Annotated in this window: 13 protein-coding genes; 10 read left to right on the top strand and 3 right to left on the bottom strand. The window is 59.3% G+C overall.

What is annotated here, in order from left to right; translation table 11 throughout:
• Positions 1–4: 4 nt before the first annotated feature.
• Positions 5–988: a GDP-mannose 4,6-dehydratase gene (locus FBY31_RS06090; RefSeq protein WP_142038142.1), complete on the bottom strand. Its 984-nt coding sequence runs from the start codon at positions 986–988 to the stop codon at positions 5–7.
• 85 nt (positions 989–1,073) lie between these two features.
• Positions 1,074–2,225 carry a glycosyltransferase family 4 protein gene (locus FBY31_RS06085; protein WP_142038139.1) on the bottom strand — a complete coding sequence of 384 codons (1,152 nt, stop codon included), beginning with the start codon at positions 2,223–2,225 and terminating at the stop codon, positions 1,074–1,076.
• 89 nt (positions 2,226–2,314) lie between these two features.
• Here FBY31_RS06085 and galE point away from each other — a divergent pair, with 89 nt between their 5' ends.
• Positions 2,315–3,337 carry a UDP-glucose 4-epimerase GalE gene (gene galE, locus FBY31_RS06080; protein WP_142038137.1) on the top strand — a complete coding sequence of 341 codons (1,023 nt, stop codon included), beginning with the start codon at positions 2,315–2,317 and terminating at the stop codon, positions 3,335–3,337.
• Here the strand turns inward: galE and FBY31_RS06075 are convergent.
• Positions 3,328–5,034, bottom strand: coding sequence for a hypothetical protein (locus tag FBY31_RS06075; protein ID WP_235012943.1), 1,707 nt, complete (start codon positions 5,032–5,034; stop codon positions 3,328–3,330). The genes galE and FBY31_RS06075 overlap by 10 nt on opposite strands.
• 684 nt (positions 5,035–5,718) lie before the next feature.
• Between FBY31_RS06075 and FBY31_RS06070 the strand changes: the two genes are divergently transcribed.
• The 9 genes from FBY31_RS06070 (at position 5,719) to FBY31_RS06030 (ending at position 12,011) form a co-directional block, all read left to right on the top strand.
• A complete protein-coding gene (locus FBY31_RS06070; RefSeq protein WP_142038131.1) occupies positions 5,719–6,942 on the top strand; it encodes a CpaF family protein in 1,224 nt (407 codons plus the stop codon).
• A complete protein-coding gene (locus FBY31_RS06065) occupies positions 6,942–7,796 on the top strand; it encodes a type II secretion system F family protein (protein WP_142045106.1) in 855 nt (284 codons plus the stop codon). The genes FBY31_RS06070 and FBY31_RS06065 overlap by 1 nt, the downstream gene beginning before the upstream one ends.
• Positions 7,796–8,671 carry a type II secretion system F family protein gene (locus tag FBY31_RS06060; RefSeq protein ID WP_142038128.1) on the top strand — a complete coding sequence of 292 codons (876 nt, stop codon included), beginning with the start codon at positions 7,796–7,798 and terminating at the stop codon, positions 8,669–8,671. Before FBY31_RS06065 ends, FBY31_RS06060 begins: the two co-directional genes overlap by 1 nt.
• Positions 8,672–8,687: 16 nt before the next feature.
• Positions 8,688–10,079 carry a recombinase family protein gene (locus FBY31_RS06055; RefSeq protein ID WP_142038125.1) on the top strand — a complete coding sequence of 464 codons (1,392 nt, stop codon included), beginning with the start codon at positions 8,688–8,690 and terminating at the stop codon, positions 10,077–10,079.
• A 145-nt stretch (positions 10,080–10,224) separates the two neighbouring features.
• Entirely contained in the window at positions 10,225–10,428 is a 204-nt protein-coding gene (locus FBY31_RS06050) for a hypothetical protein (RefSeq protein WP_142038123.1), read from the top strand.
• Between the two features lie 77 nt (positions 10,429–10,505).
• On the top strand, positions 10,506–10,766 hold the full coding sequence (locus FBY31_RS06045; protein WP_142038120.1) for a hypothetical protein: 261 nt from the start codon (positions 10,506–10,508) through the stop codon (positions 10,764–10,766).
• Between the two features lie 2 nt (positions 10,767–10,768).
• Positions 10,769–11,539: a hypothetical protein gene (locus FBY31_RS06040; RefSeq protein WP_142038117.1), complete on the top strand. Its 771-nt coding sequence runs from the start codon at positions 10,769–10,771 to the stop codon at positions 11,537–11,539.
• Positions 11,530–11,742, top strand: coding sequence for a hypothetical protein (locus FBY31_RS06035; protein WP_142038115.1), 213 nt, complete (start codon positions 11,530–11,532; stop codon positions 11,740–11,742). The genes FBY31_RS06040 and FBY31_RS06035 overlap by 10 nt, the downstream gene beginning before the upstream one ends.
• A 17-nt stretch (positions 11,743–11,759) precedes the next feature.
• Entirely contained in the window at positions 11,760–12,011 is a 252-nt protein-coding gene (locus tag FBY31_RS06030; protein WP_142038112.1) for a hypothetical protein, read from the top strand.
• Positions 12,012–12,651 lie beyond the last annotated feature (640 nt).

Genomic DNA, 12,651 nt, shown 5'->3' with positions numbered 1-12,651 from the left:
GGACTCACCGCATCAGGGCCGACTGCTCGGCAATGTCGTTCTCCACCATCATCCGAACAAGTTCGTTGAAGGAAACCTTCGGCTTCCACCCGAGCTTTTCATGCGCCTTAGCGGCATTGCCGATCAAAAGATCAACTTCGGCAGGACGCATGAAACGCGGGTCTTGCCGAACATACTGGCGCCAATCATCCAGCCCTGCCGCGTCAAATGCCGCCTGGAGGAGTTCTTCAATGGAGTGGGTTTCGCCGGTGGAGATGACGTAATCATCAGCATCCGGCTGCTGGAGCATAAGCCACATTGCTTCCACGTAGTCCCCGGCGAAGCCCCAGTCGCGCTTGGCATCGAGGTTTCCAAGCACGATCTCATCTTGCAGGCCCAGCTTTATGCGTGCAACGGCAAGTGAGACCTTGCGGGTGACGAATTCCGGTCCGCGGCGCGGCGATTCATGGTTGAAGAGGATGCCACTTGAGGCGTGCATGCCGTAAGACTCACGGTAGTTGATCGTCATGTAGTGGCCGAACACCTTGGCGACCCCGTACGGCGACCTTGGCCAGAGAAGGGTCTCCTCTGTTTGGGGCACCTGCTGGACCTTGCCGAACATTTCGGATGAGGACGCCTGGTAAAAACGCACCTTGGAGATGTCGTCACCTGCGTACAGGCGCGTTGCCTCAAGCATGTTGAGGACACCCTTGCCAGTCACGTCGCTGGTCAGGGAGGCGTTCTCCCAGGAGTAGGCAACAAAGGAAATAGCCCCAAGGTTGTACACCTCGTCGGGCTGGGCGATGCCAAGCACGCGCACGAGCGAAGAGACGTCGGTCAAGTCTCCGGTCAGCAGCTTGACGTCAGGGACTGTCTGGCGGACCAAGTCGTGCTTGGGGTTGTTTTGTCCTCGAATGAGTCCAAAGACTTCGTAGCCCTTCGAAACAAGAAGCTCGGCGAGATACAGGCCGTCCTGGCCAGTGATTCCGGTGATTAGCGCACGGGGCATGGGAAAGGTCCTTAGGTATTGTTTGCTGGGCTAAAGCCACTATATAGGGCCGGGGGAATTGACCCGGGGGAAGTCGCCCGCGGGCTCAGGCGGTGGAGCTGTCCCCGGTACGCCGATCGAAGGCATAGCGGTAGGCCTGCTCATGAACATTGGCGCAGTGCTCCCAAGTGAACTTCTGCACCTGTCCCAATCCGAGTATTTGCAGTTCTTCGGTCTTGGCGATGGCGGTCCGAATTGCGGATGCAATGGCTTCAGGATCGTGCGGATCGAAGAGGACGGCTGCGTCGCCGACTATCTCGGGCAAGGAGCCGGCGGTGGAACTGGCGACAGGACATCCAGAGGCCATCGCTTCCAACGGAGGAAGCCCGAAGCCCTCATAGAGACTTGGAAAGACCATGCAGGCGGCGGTCCTATACAGTTCCCTGAGCTCGGCCAAGGGCACGAGGCCTCGAACTTCGACGTTGGCAGGAATGTCTGTCAGGGTATCGAGTGCTCCGCCCGTCAGGACGAGACGCAGCTCGGGGTTGGAATCAGCAAGCAGCTTCATGGCTTCGAAGAGTGTTGCGTGGTTCTTGTGTTTCCAGCCTCTTGCCGGGTACATGATGAAGTTGCCGCGCCGTCCCAAATTCGGTGTGAACTCTTCGGCATTGACCCCAAGGTGTGCCGTAAAGATTTTTTCGGGATCAATTCCCAAGTGATCGACTATGCTCGCCTTGGCAAAGTCACTGATGGTCACAATCGCATCTGCTTCACGGGCCGCTTTCTCGTAAAAAATCTTACGGTAAAACTTGTCCGCCGCACCGAAAAGCTCGGGGAGGTCAAGATGCTGCACGTCGAGCAGGGTCTGGACGAACGGCGTTTTCTTGGCTGGTTTGGGTAGCGGAACCGTGAATGGAACGTGGAAGACGTCCATCGGACGCATCGAGCCAAGAATTGACTTCCGCCTGATCATCCCTTTGGCCAATGTGGCCAATCGCTGAACGGTGGAAGCGCCGCCGTTGAGCCCGGGAATCACGATTTCGTCCGCTCCCTGTGAGAAACCCCGCGCTCCATCGTTGACGTAGCAGGTTGCCTTGACTGTGCTCGAAGCAGCGAATTGGCGCGTCAACTCGCGGGCGTAAGTCTCGCTGCCACCCATCCCGCCCGGGACGAGAGTGAGCATGGAAATGCCCACATTCAGTACCTTGTCGGACGAAGGTTGATGGCGGTGCGAGGCGCCGGATTGAGGGTTTGTCATGCTGAATATCCTATCGTCGGGGATCACCCGCCCCCTTGGACGTGACGGCGCTTGCAGCCAGGTTTGATGGCCGCCCTAGACTGTTGTGTATGAAGATATTGGTCACCGGCGGTGCCGGTTACATTGGATCGCACACGACGCTCTGCCTTCTTGAAGAGGGTCATGACGTCGTAGTCGTGGATAATCTGATGAACTCGAGCCCCGAATCCTTGCGCAGGGTCGAACAGTTGACGGGGAAGCTGGTTGACTTTCGGGAGCTTGACCTGCTGGATGCTGCCGCCGTCGACAATGTCTTCGCGGAGGGCGGCTTCGATGCCGTAATCCACTTTGCAGGCCTTAAGGCCGTAGGGGAATCGGTTGCAAAGCCCTTGATGTACTACAAGAACAATGTCGTGGGAACGCTTAACTTGCTGCAAAGCATGGAAGCATGGGGTGTACGCCGTCTGGTCTTCAGCTCGTCCGCTACCGTCTATGGGGCCTCGGAGGAGGTCCCGCTGATCGAGAAATCGCCGTTGGATGCCACCAATCCCTACGGCCGAACGAAAGAGCAGATCGAGGACATTCTGTCTGATCTGGGGGCTGCAGACTCTGAGTGGAGCATCGCACTGCTTCGCTACTTCAACCCGGTGGGGGCCCACAAGTCCGGTCTGATCGGTGAGGACCCGCAGGGTATCCCCAACAACCTGCTCCCCTTCGTGGCCCAGGTCGCAGTTGGCCGGCGCGACAAGGTGATGGTGTTCGGCAACGACTATCCCACGCCTGACGGTACCGGCGTCCGTGACTACATCCATGTCATGGACCTTGCTGCCGGTCACTTGGCCGCACTTACCTACGTGGCGGCGAAAAATGGTGTGTTCCGCTGGAACCTTGGGACTGGCCGCGGGTCATCAGTGTTGGAGGTCATAGAAGCCTTTGGGACGGCGGCGGGCCGGTCCATTCCCTATGAGTTTGGGGAGCGGAGGCCGGGAGATGCTGCAATCAGCTATGCCGATCCGTCGGCAGCCTTGGCCGATCTTGGCTGGTCGGCCCACCGGGACCTCCAGCAGATGTGCCAAGACCATTGGCGCTGGCAAGAAAACAATCCCGCGGGATACAGGAAAAATCAGTTGTAGCTGACGACGCGAGACAGCAAATTTTCGGACAAGCCGCTTGACTCAAGGAAGTTGCGTAGTTCCTTATCCAGGACGATGGATACGTCCCTGTCTTCCTCGAGGACGTTTTGGACCGCCAGCTTCAAGTTTCCGGTGTAGCCGCTGTACAGCGGCCGCAGCTCAGCGAGAACGCTGTTGGTGTTGTCTTTATGTGTTCCGGTCAGTGACAGAAACCATGTCGCCGTCAGCAGCGGGTCGACTTGATCATGACTGGTGACAAAGACCAGATCACCATGATGGGGGTTGTAAGACTGGGCCGCTTGGAACAGTTCGTCGGCCGACGGACCATTAGTTGATGTTTCGGTTGTAATCGCGGACATGCCCCTTTGATAGGGCGCCACCGGCTCCATGCCAAGCGGTTTGGTGTCAGGGACTGTAAGTCCGAAAACCTGTGTAGAGGCCACGGCTGTCAGGACAGACATAATGACAAGATGCCTCGGGTGGACGTACGGATGAGTCGAAAGCCATCGGTCGATAAGAGCCGTGACAGTCACGCACGCTACGACTGGCAGTAGCAATTCCAAAGCCAGGGCTAGCTTCAAGGAGTAATAGGTTACTTTGCCGAACGTGGCTACCTGGTACACGCCCAAGGGGATGACGACAACGAGCCCAACGAGCGGCACAAGGATCAGCCGCGCCGAAATATGCCGAGTCCCGCGCCCCGTGAAGAACTGTCTGAAGCTGCCATGCGCGAGCAGCAGAGACGAAGTGACCCCCACAAGGAGGGTGGCGATCTCCACCCCATGGGTAGAGCTTTCTATTTTTCCCAGAGCGGCCACAACGTCCTCGGTTCCAATTCGCGAGATTTGTTTTGCCGCCAGAAACAATCCTGTCATTGCAAGGACTACGGTGGCGAGATTAATTGCCCAATTGCCACTTGTAGTATGCCAACGCCTGCCAATCCACGGAACAATCGCTAAAAGGGCGGCAGGGAGGGCGAGAATCAGTAGCAAAGACCATGTCTGAGCTATTCCGATAACAGTGGACGCCGCAGCGGCAAAAATTATGGGCTTCGCAAGTGAATCTGCGAATGCTGAGATCACCATGAGAGCAGCGAGGAGAGCAACTCCCAAAAGGAAATTCTGAAAAGCAAAGAATGTCGCGTGGGAAGCCGTGCCGAAGGACCAAGCAGTGGCAACTAGTACCAGGAAGGGAGCGCTCACCAAGGGGCGTCGCCTGATCCAAGGTACACAAATGAGGCCAGCCGTCACGAGGACTGCTGATGCCACAGCCATTAGCGAACTCAGCCGGCTGTAGGCGATTAGTTCCTGGGACAGGGACCCGGGCTGCGGGCCAACCACAAGTTCAGACAGCGTGGCCACAACTGCGTGGAACCCTTGGGGGTACTCAACAAAGCTCCACACTCGTCCTTCCTCAGGAACGCCGGCCATTGGAATCACCGTCCCGTGGGCGCGAAGCATGTTGTACATATTGAAGTGTGAAGAGTTATCCCAGCTGGTGAGCAGTACACTCAGCGCTTCCTGTCCAGTGAACACGAAGAAATAGGGTGCCAGTGCAGTGGCGCCAATCAAAGCAGCGATTAGAAGGTAGTAGTCGGCCTTACTAAAAGAGGGCAGCAGTGATTTGAGAGCCCTTCCTCGATTGGCTGAGCCAATAACTCGTAGGGTAAGACCAGATCCAAGCATCGCGAGCAGCACGAAACCCCAACTGAAGAGGTCCCGAGGATCCGGTATCCACCAGAGTAAGGGAAAGGCGCCGAACAACGTCGCCCCGGCGATGACTATTCGCCAGGATAATTGCCGTGAGGTTGGGACCGCGAGAACCAAGAGCGCTGTCAACGCCAAAAGCCCCCAACCGCGGAGAACACCCTGATGTCCGAACCATAGGAGCGCTGACATTACAAGCAATCCGCTTATTAGGCCGAGCATTCTGCGCCGGGTTTGTGACGGAACTTCGGGCGCCGACCTCGGCACCCGACACTCCCGATACCGCCGGGCAACATGGGTCTGGGTCACTTAAACTCCGAGGGTTGAAGGCGGCGCGCATTGGCTTCGTTCCTTTGGACTGGCCCCTTGGCCCTTTTTCGACAGAGGCCAACGTCAGGGCACCGCCCTTACTTGGGGGCACCAGCACCACAACCATGATAGCTTCGCCCGCCACTTGCCCCGGAAGGTCCTCCGCCCAGCCCCGGCCGGAACAACGGCGAATTTGAATGGCAGCGAGTAACCGTCTGGCGGGCTTGCACTGCGCCGCGCTTCCTTGTACTCCATCAACAGTTGTCCACAGGAACCGAACAGGTACTTGGCAGCGTGTTGTACGCTCCCTAGGCTTTACCCAGTTGCACTGCCTCCGCCGGGGGCGGCAGTTGTATTGGGGAATAGATGGACGCGCTGGCAATTGTCGAGGACGAAGTCCGCGAGCTGATCCGACGTCGGGGGCTAGATCCGCTGCACCAGGCCGGGGAAGTGCGCCGCCTCGTTGAGGCAGCCGTAACCGATTACGACGAACGTGCCCTGATGGGGCCGCTTCCGCCAATCGGCCCCTTGGATGCCGCACGCAGGTTCCTCTTCGACGCGGTTGCCGGCTTCGGCGTGCTGCAACCGCTGCTGGACGATCCCACCATCGAAGAAGTGTGGATCAACGCGCCCAACGAAATCTACGTCGCAAGGAACGGCGAATCCGAGCTAACCTCCCTCAGCCTGACGGAGCAGCAGGTCCGGGATTTGGTGGAGCGGATGCTCAAGAGCTCAGGCCGCCGGCTGGACATGTCTTCGCCTTTTGTTGATGCTGCCCTGCCTGATGGGTCAAGGCTCCACGTAGTCATCCCGGACGTCACCCGCAGGCACTGGGCAGTCAACATCAGGAAGTTCGTGGTCAAAGCCAGCAGGCTTGAGCACCTGGTTGAGCTCGGCACCCTGACGCCCCAGTCCGCCCGATTCCTTGGCGCGGCCGTTTCGAGCGGGCTCAATATCCTCGTCTCAGGAGCCACCCAGGCTGGCAAAACAACAATGCTGAACTGCCTGGCCGCCAGCATCGGGAGCCGGGAAAGAGTCATCACGGTGGAGGAGATTTTCGAGTTGCAGTTTCCCCTGAGGGACGTCGTGGGCTTGCAGTGCCGCCAACCAAACCTTGAAGGCGAGGGTGAAATCCCACTGCGCCGGCTCGTAAAGGAAGCGCTCCGGATGCGCCCTGACCGATTGGTGGTGGGCGAAGTCCGGGAAGCTGAGAGCCTGGACATGTTAATTGCTTTGAATTCAGGGCTGCCAGGGATGTGTACTGTCCACGCGAACTCTGCCCATGACGCCGTCACGAAGATCTGCACGCTTCCACTGCTGGCAGGCGAGAACATATCCTCGGCTTTTGTTGTGCCCACCGTAGCGTCCTGCATTGACCTGGTGGTGCACTGCGGCCGCAGAGCGGATGGACGACGGGAAGTAACCGAAATCCTGTCCCTGGGCCGTCGTGTGGAAAACGGCATCATCGAATCGTCTCCGGTGTTCACCGTGGTGGAAGGCATGCTGCAACCACGCGCCAACTCCATGCCGGCGCAGGAAAAGTTCTCCCGGGCGGGATATGACGTCGCGGCGCTGCTGGATCCGCGATGATGTCGGCTCTCCTTGGAGTAACGGCTGGCGCCGGCTTCTTCCTGATCTGGTGGTCGTTTTGGGAGTCGCCGAAACGGGCAGTTGCTAAGGAAAAAACCAGTCGTCTCGCCGACCTCCTTGCCGGGGCCGGCGTCGAGAAAGTGTCCGCGGGCGGCCTGCTTGGCACCTGTATTGGCCTCGGGCTTTTCGTCGCCCTGGTGTTCTTCGCGGCCACCCGCTCCTGGCCGATCTCGTGTTGTTTCGGACTCTTCGGTGCCTGGCTGCCGATTACTGTCCTGCGCTGGAAGGCAAAGAGGAGGAGCTCGTTGCTGCGGACTCTCTGGCCGGACGTCGTTGACCACCTGCGTTCCGCGATCCGGGCCGGGTTGCCTCTTCCAGAAGCCCTCATCCAGCTGGGTGACAAGGGACCCGAAGAACTCCGGCACGTATTCCGTGATTTCGGTGCCGACTACCGGGCGGGCGGCCAGTTCGAAGCATCGCTCAACCAGCTCAAACACAGGCTCGCTGACCCGGTTGCAGACCGGATCGTCGAAGCCCTCCGCCTGACCAGGGAAGTGGGCGGCTCGGACCTTGGCAAGCTCCTTGGGACGCTGGCGGAGTTTCTGCGCGAAAATGCGCGTACGCGCAGCGAGCTGGAGGCACGGCAGTCCTGGACAATCAATGCCGCAAGGCTCGCCGTTGCCGCGCCGTGGATCGTCATGATGCTGTTAGCCACGAGACCGGAAGCGGTGCAGGCCTACAACACCCCGGTGGGGGCCGCCGTTCTGCTTGGCGGCCTGGTCGTCTCCCTGGTCTGCTACTCCATCATGCTTCGGATAGGTGCACTCCCACAGGACGAGAGGGTGCTCAGGTGATGGAAATTTCACCATCCGCGGTTTTGTGCGGGGTGCTGATGGGCATCGGACTGTGGCTCATCATTTTTCGTTCGCCCCTTATTCGTGCCGTCACGCTTTCCCAACGCATCGAGCCGCAGCTGAAAGCACAAAACCTCGAATCACGGTTGTTGCGCGCCGGGGAGCAAAATGTCACGCCGTTCGGTCCCTTGGAACGGATTCTTCGCCCCTTTCTACGCGACGGGCTGGCAGCCGTGGGCAGACTGAACCCCGTGTCCAAAGCTACGGCCAGAAGACTGGCGCAGGCGGGCATCAACAAATCCCCGGTCGATTTCAGGGCAGAACAACTCTTATGGGCAGCTGCAGGGTTCGGGGTCGCGATCGCCTTCATTATTCTTGGTGCCGCCTCCGGCAAGTTCAACCCGTTGCTGTCAGCAGCCGCAGTCCTCGGCAGCGCCGTCGGTGGCTTTATGTTCCGCGACTACTGGCTTGGCGTTCAGATCCAGCGCAGGGAATCAAGGATGATGGCAGAGTTCCCCAGCCTGGCCGAACTCATGGCGCTTGCAGTGAGTGCAGGGGAGAGCGCCACCGGCGCCCTGGACCGGGTCTGCCGCAGCGCCAAGGGTGAACTCACGAAGGAGTTCTCGAAGGTCCTTGCAGAAACGAGGGCGGGCAAACCCCTGGTCCAGGCCCTCCAGGAATTCTCTGCGCGGACAGACCTCGCGCCTCTCGTTCGGTTCGTGGACGGCATCGTGGTGGCTGTCGAGCGGGGCACACCTCTTGCTGACGTGCTCCGAGCACAGGCACAGGATGTACGGGATACGGCCAAGCGTGACCTGATGGAGTCAGCGGGAAAGAAAGAAATAGCCATGATGGTACCGCTCGTGCAGTCCTAGTAGTATTCTCAGAAGCATGAGCACCACCGCCGTATATGTGCGGCAGTCTGAGGACAAAACCGGTCACGAGGCCGCCGTGCAGCGCCAGGAGGCGGACTGCCGCCTGATGGCGCAAGCCAAAGGCTGGGACAGCCCGCAGCTCTACGCTGACAACTCCATCAGCGCCACCTCCGGCAAGGCCAGACCAGCCTTCGAAAAGCTCCTGCAAGACGTCGAGCGCGGATCTATCAGCGGCATCGTCGTTTGGCACTTGGACCGACTCACAAGGTCAATGAGGGATCTCTCGAAAATCATCGAAGCCGGACGGAAGTACCGGGTCAACATCGCATGCGTCCACGGTGTGTCCCTCGATCTGGGCGATCCCACTGGGGTGGCAGTGGCTCAGATTCTGACTGCCATTGCAGCTATGGAAACCGCGCACAAAGGCGACCGTCAAAAGGCCGCCAACAAGCAGCGTGCAGCCTCTGGAGAGGCCTTCTGGAGCCGCCGTCCGTTCGGCTACGACCGGACACCAGATGGCCGCGTCTTCACCGTGGAGCTGGAAGCGGAAGCGATCCGACAGGCAGCGAAAGCCATTCTGGACGGCGCAACGCTGAGCAGTGTTGCGAGGCAGTGGAACGCGGACGGGTTCACCACTACCACGAAGGAGCAGGGCAAGTGGGGAGTCACGCAGATCCGACGGGTCCTGATGAACCCTCGTTATGCCGGAAAGCGGATCTACAACGGCGAAGCCCAGGAAGCATCGGGCAAGTGGGAAGCCATTCTGGACGAGGACACGTCCCGGCGTCTTGAGGAAATGCTGACTGACCCTCGCCGTCGCACCGCCCCAGACGATCTGAACTCAAAGTACCTCCTTTCGGGAATCGCCGTTTGCGCAAAGTGCGGCAGCAAGATGTTCGCGGCTCCCGTCCCGTCAAAGGACAAGGGCATCAAGCGGATGGTTTACCGCTGCTTCGGCGGGTACTGTCTGCAGCGCGGTCTGGAGCAGGTGGATGACCTTGTGCAGCGCGTCATTATCGCCCGGCTCTCGCTTCCGGACGCGGCTCAACTTTTCACTGCCGGTGACAACACAACCGACTTGAGACGGAAAGCAACTGATCTGCGGGAACGGCGCGACGCTCTGGCATCCCTCCTGGCTGACGGGCTCTTGTCAGCAGCAGCCGTCCGGGAGGAATCAGGAAAGCTCACCCGAGCCTTGTCCCAGGTAGAAGACTCCATCAGCTCTGCCGAGAGTCTGAACCCGGCCAGTGCGCTCATCGGAGCGGACGATGTAGCAGCGGCTTGGTACGGCCTGCCGCTCGGAGTCCAGCGCCAGATCATCCGGTCGCTTCTGACAGTCACCTTGCTTCCGGCGGGAAAGGGCCGCGGTTTCGACCCGGAGCAAGTCCGCATTGAGTGGCGCATGTGAGTCAACCGGCCACACTGCCGTTCACAAACTGCGTCTGATTTCGGCCCGTTGCTTGGCGCAGTAGAAACCACCAGCTTAGATAGAAGTCATAAGAAGGCCTCCCGACAGCCTTAGGTACGACGTACTGAAGGAGTTTGTCGGGCAGATGTCAAAAGACATTTACAAGGCTCGGGCACAAGTGGCTTGCCGGGTACGCCATGGGCAGCCAACAGAAGAAGCCCGGCGTAATCTCGCCGCCGCCAAGCTGGAGCAGTACATCAGCAAGGTTGTTGCTGAAGCGCCTCCTCTCTCTAGCGATCAACTCGACCGCATTGCTGTGTTGCTTCGCCCAAAGGGCGGCACAGCATGAGCGGCACAGCTGGAAGTAATCGCCGCGTGCTGGCCCGTATCAAATGCCCCAGATGCCAGCGGCCAAACGTCTCTGTCATGCAGAACTACCGGACTTATGAACACCTGGACGCCGATGGTTCCGGTATGCCGTGCCTGGGCGCGCCCGCTGAGTTCGTGTTTACGGAGATGCTGCGGGAAGCGGCGCTGGACGTGCGGCCGGACAACAAGCAAGTGACGTTCGAGCTCACGGCTGACACTGACCCGGAACTGGCCCGGAAACAGCGGCAACGTGAAGCCGAAACCCGCACAATGCTCGCCTATCAGGAACGAGAGAGGCGGGGGGCGAAGCAACCATGAAGATGAGGCTGACTGACAATAACTTTCGCTTCTGGTGGCATCACCAACTGCTGACCTCGGATCTCCCTGATCGTGCAAAGCTCGTTGCCCTTTCTATTTGGGCTGGTATTGATACCGAGACAGGGATTTCCTCAACAGGCGGAGTCGAGTCCTTGATGGAGGACCACCGGATGGGGCGGCGCACTGTCAGCAACTGGCTAGACGTGCTCCGAACGAAGGGCTGGATAGTCATGAAATCCAGAGGTAACAGGCGCTTGGGGAAATGCTCGGAATACGTCCTCGCAGTGCCCAACTATTTGAAAGATCAAGTGCCAGAGAAGTGGCACATGAACGGGCAAGATCATGTGCCACTTTCAAGTGCTTCATGTGCCACTTCAGACATCATCATGTGCAGCGCAGGGCTGCACGCCTATAGATCTTTAAACCACAGCTCTAAAACTACAGAGAGTCATATGCGTGGAGAGTCTGTTGGTCTAGGTAATCAGTTCGCGGTTGAGGCTAAAGACAAACCAACTGCCTTGAACAAGAAGACAAAAGCTGTTTCGACGACACTCCCGGTTGATTTCAAGGTCACCGAAGAGATGAGGGACTGGGCGAGGAACGAGGCACTAGAGGCGCAGGTGGACTTAGAGACGGAAAAGTTCCGGGACTATCACCAAGCCAAGGGATCGAAGTTCGTGGACTGGGAAGCAGCGTGGCGCAACTGGATGCGCAACACGCTGAACTTCACGAAGCCAGCGAAGGCACCGGCAGGAGGTCAGCCGTGGTTCTGAATCCCGCAACCTCCCAGGTATCAGTCGCCGTCATGGGCCTCTCGAAAGACCAGTACATCCAGCTGTGCGACACGTACCGGGACAAAGCCCAGCAAGCGCACGACGAGGCGCGTGCTTGGAAGAACCGGGCATGCCTGGCTGAATCCCAACTGGCAGTGCTCCGCGCCGAGTACGAGCCGGCGAACCGTCAACACCAGAAGTAAGCGAAAGGACAAAAGCAATGGACATCCACGGACGTGACGACGAACGCAGGGCGCTCGCAATGGCACGGGCAATGATCAACAGGCAAGGAGCCGACTACTTCCGGCTCATGCCCAAAGACCCGGAAGCGATGGAGCGTCTCGCCACAGCGGCAGTGTCACTGATAGCGGGGATGGCCCAAGACCCCCGGCTCATGGGAGCTGAGGAAGAGCTGGACATCCGCATGACGGCCACGCTCCAGGTCGAAGCATGGGAGAGCGAACCCCAGTGACAGGCACCGGCACCCCAGACCTCGCCACAGCCTCACAGATGGGCAAACACCCACGGAGGACCTGCAAGACGCCCACAGGGGCAGAGAAGGCTCCAAGCGAAGCCCTTGGTTTTTGACATGTAGAGAGTCAGACCACCCCGCAGTGGATCGGGTTTTTTATATCGGAAATGTAAGCGTCGAGTAGGGCGCAGGGAAGGCGCTGGGATTGGCATGACGGAGCAGGTGGTGAAGCACGGCTACCGGGGTTGGAAGCAGGGTTGCCGGTGCGATGTCTGTGGGCGTGCTCAGGCTGATTCGATGGCCCGGTACCGGGAGGGGAAGCGTCAGCGGGAAGCGCCGTTGCCGGTGGCTGGGGGTGGGGCGTTGGAAGCTCTGACTCGTTGCAGGATTGAGGGTTTGGAGCCGCTGACTGCCTACGAGGACGTTCTGGCTTCGCTGGCGATGATGACGGCCCGTCTGGTTGACCACGTAGGGTCAACGGGGCAGCGCGAGCATCTGCTTCGCCGGTCGACGCGGGACCTCCTTTCGCTCATGCAGGAGCTGAGCGCGGCGCGATAAAGTTGCGGCAAGCGAGTTTCCACGGACCGCAACCGGGCAGGTCGAAAACCACCCGAGCGAAGTAAGTGTGGGAGTGAGCGGC

This window comes from Arthrobacter sp. SLBN-100, from assembly GCF_006715305.1.
In the GTDB taxonomy this organism is placed as follows: Bacteria; Actinomycetota; Actinomycetes; order Actinomycetales; family Micrococcaceae; genus Arthrobacter.
The sequence above is the reverse complement of the archived record's forward strand: the minus strand, read 5'-3'. Positions and strand labels throughout refer to the sequence as shown.

What these genes read in the sequence shown, in the direction of transcription:
- FBY31_RS06090 (WP_142038142.1), bottom strand. Translation starts at nt 988, where the DNA reads ATGCCCCGTGCGCTAATCACCGGAATCACTGGCCAGGACGGCCTGTAT.
- FBY31_RS06085 (WP_142038139.1), bottom strand. Translation starts at nt 2,225, where the DNA reads ATGACAAACCCTCAATCCGGCGCCTCGCACCGCCATCAACCTTCGTCC.
- galE (WP_142038137.1), top strand. Translation starts at nt 2,315, where the DNA reads ATGAAGATATTGGTCACCGGCGGTGCCGGTTACATTGGATCGCACACG.
- FBY31_RS06070 (WP_142038131.1), top strand. Translation starts at nt 5,719, where the DNA reads ATGGACGCGCTGGCAATTGTCGAGGACGAAGTCCGCGAGCTGATCCGA.
- FBY31_RS06065 (WP_142045106.1), top strand. Translation starts at nt 6,942, where the DNA reads ATGTCGGCTCTCCTTGGAGTAACGGCTGGCGCCGGCTTCTTCCTGATC.
- FBY31_RS06060 (WP_142038128.1), top strand. Translation starts at nt 7,796, where the DNA reads ATGGAAATTTCACCATCCGCGGTTTTGTGCGGGGTGCTGATGGGCATC.
- FBY31_RS06055 (WP_142038125.1), top strand. Translation starts at nt 8,688, where the DNA reads ATGAGCACCACCGCCGTATATGTGCGGCAGTCTGAGGACAAAACCGGT.
- FBY31_RS06050 (WP_142038123.1), top strand. Translation starts at nt 10,225, where the DNA reads ATGTCAAAAGACATTTACAAGGCTCGGGCACAAGTGGCTTGCCGGGTA.
- FBY31_RS06045 (WP_142038120.1), top strand. Translation starts at nt 10,506, where the DNA reads ATGCAGAACTACCGGACTTATGAACACCTGGACGCCGATGGTTCCGGT.
- FBY31_RS06040 (WP_142038117.1), top strand. Translation starts at nt 10,769, where the DNA reads ATGAGGCTGACTGACAATAACTTTCGCTTCTGGTGGCATCACCAACTG.
- FBY31_RS06030 (WP_142038112.1), top strand. Translation starts at nt 11,760, where the DNA reads ATGGACATCCACGGACGTGACGACGAACGCAGGGCGCTCGCAATGGCA.